The organism is Psychrobacter sp. AOP31-B2-9 (genome assembly GCF_052378005.1).
Lineage (GTDB): Bacteria > Pseudomonadota > Gammaproteobacteria > Pseudomonadales > Moraxellaceae > Psychrobacter.
The window spans coordinates 1-215 of record NZ_JBQSXG010000397.1 but is presented as its reverse complement, the minus strand read 5'-3'; the positions used below and the strand labels follow the sequence as shown (position 1 = coordinate 215).

The window sequence follows — 215 nt, the reverse complement described above, 5'->3', positions numbered from 1 at the left end:
GCTCATTATGGCTGCTCAAAACATATAAATCATGTTCTTATTTCCGCACTTTGGGGAGATGTAAATAATGAATCTCCAGATACTGTTAGAAACTTATTAGAGCTTGACTATAAAAACCCCTTATGTCCTAAGGCTGTTTTAATACCTAGAGGCTGTTTAGTCAGTGATGCAGTATTTTTACACCATCTTAGAGAAGATGCTTATACAAAGAGGAT

The 215-nt window shown here is 35.3% G+C and carries 1 protein-coding gene; it reads left to right on the top strand.

The genetic code is table 11. The annotated features are described in order from the left end of the window. The coding region (locus ACT3SX_RS15790; protein WP_444518920.1) for a hypothetical protein at positions 1–215 on the top strand (215 nt) is incomplete at both ends.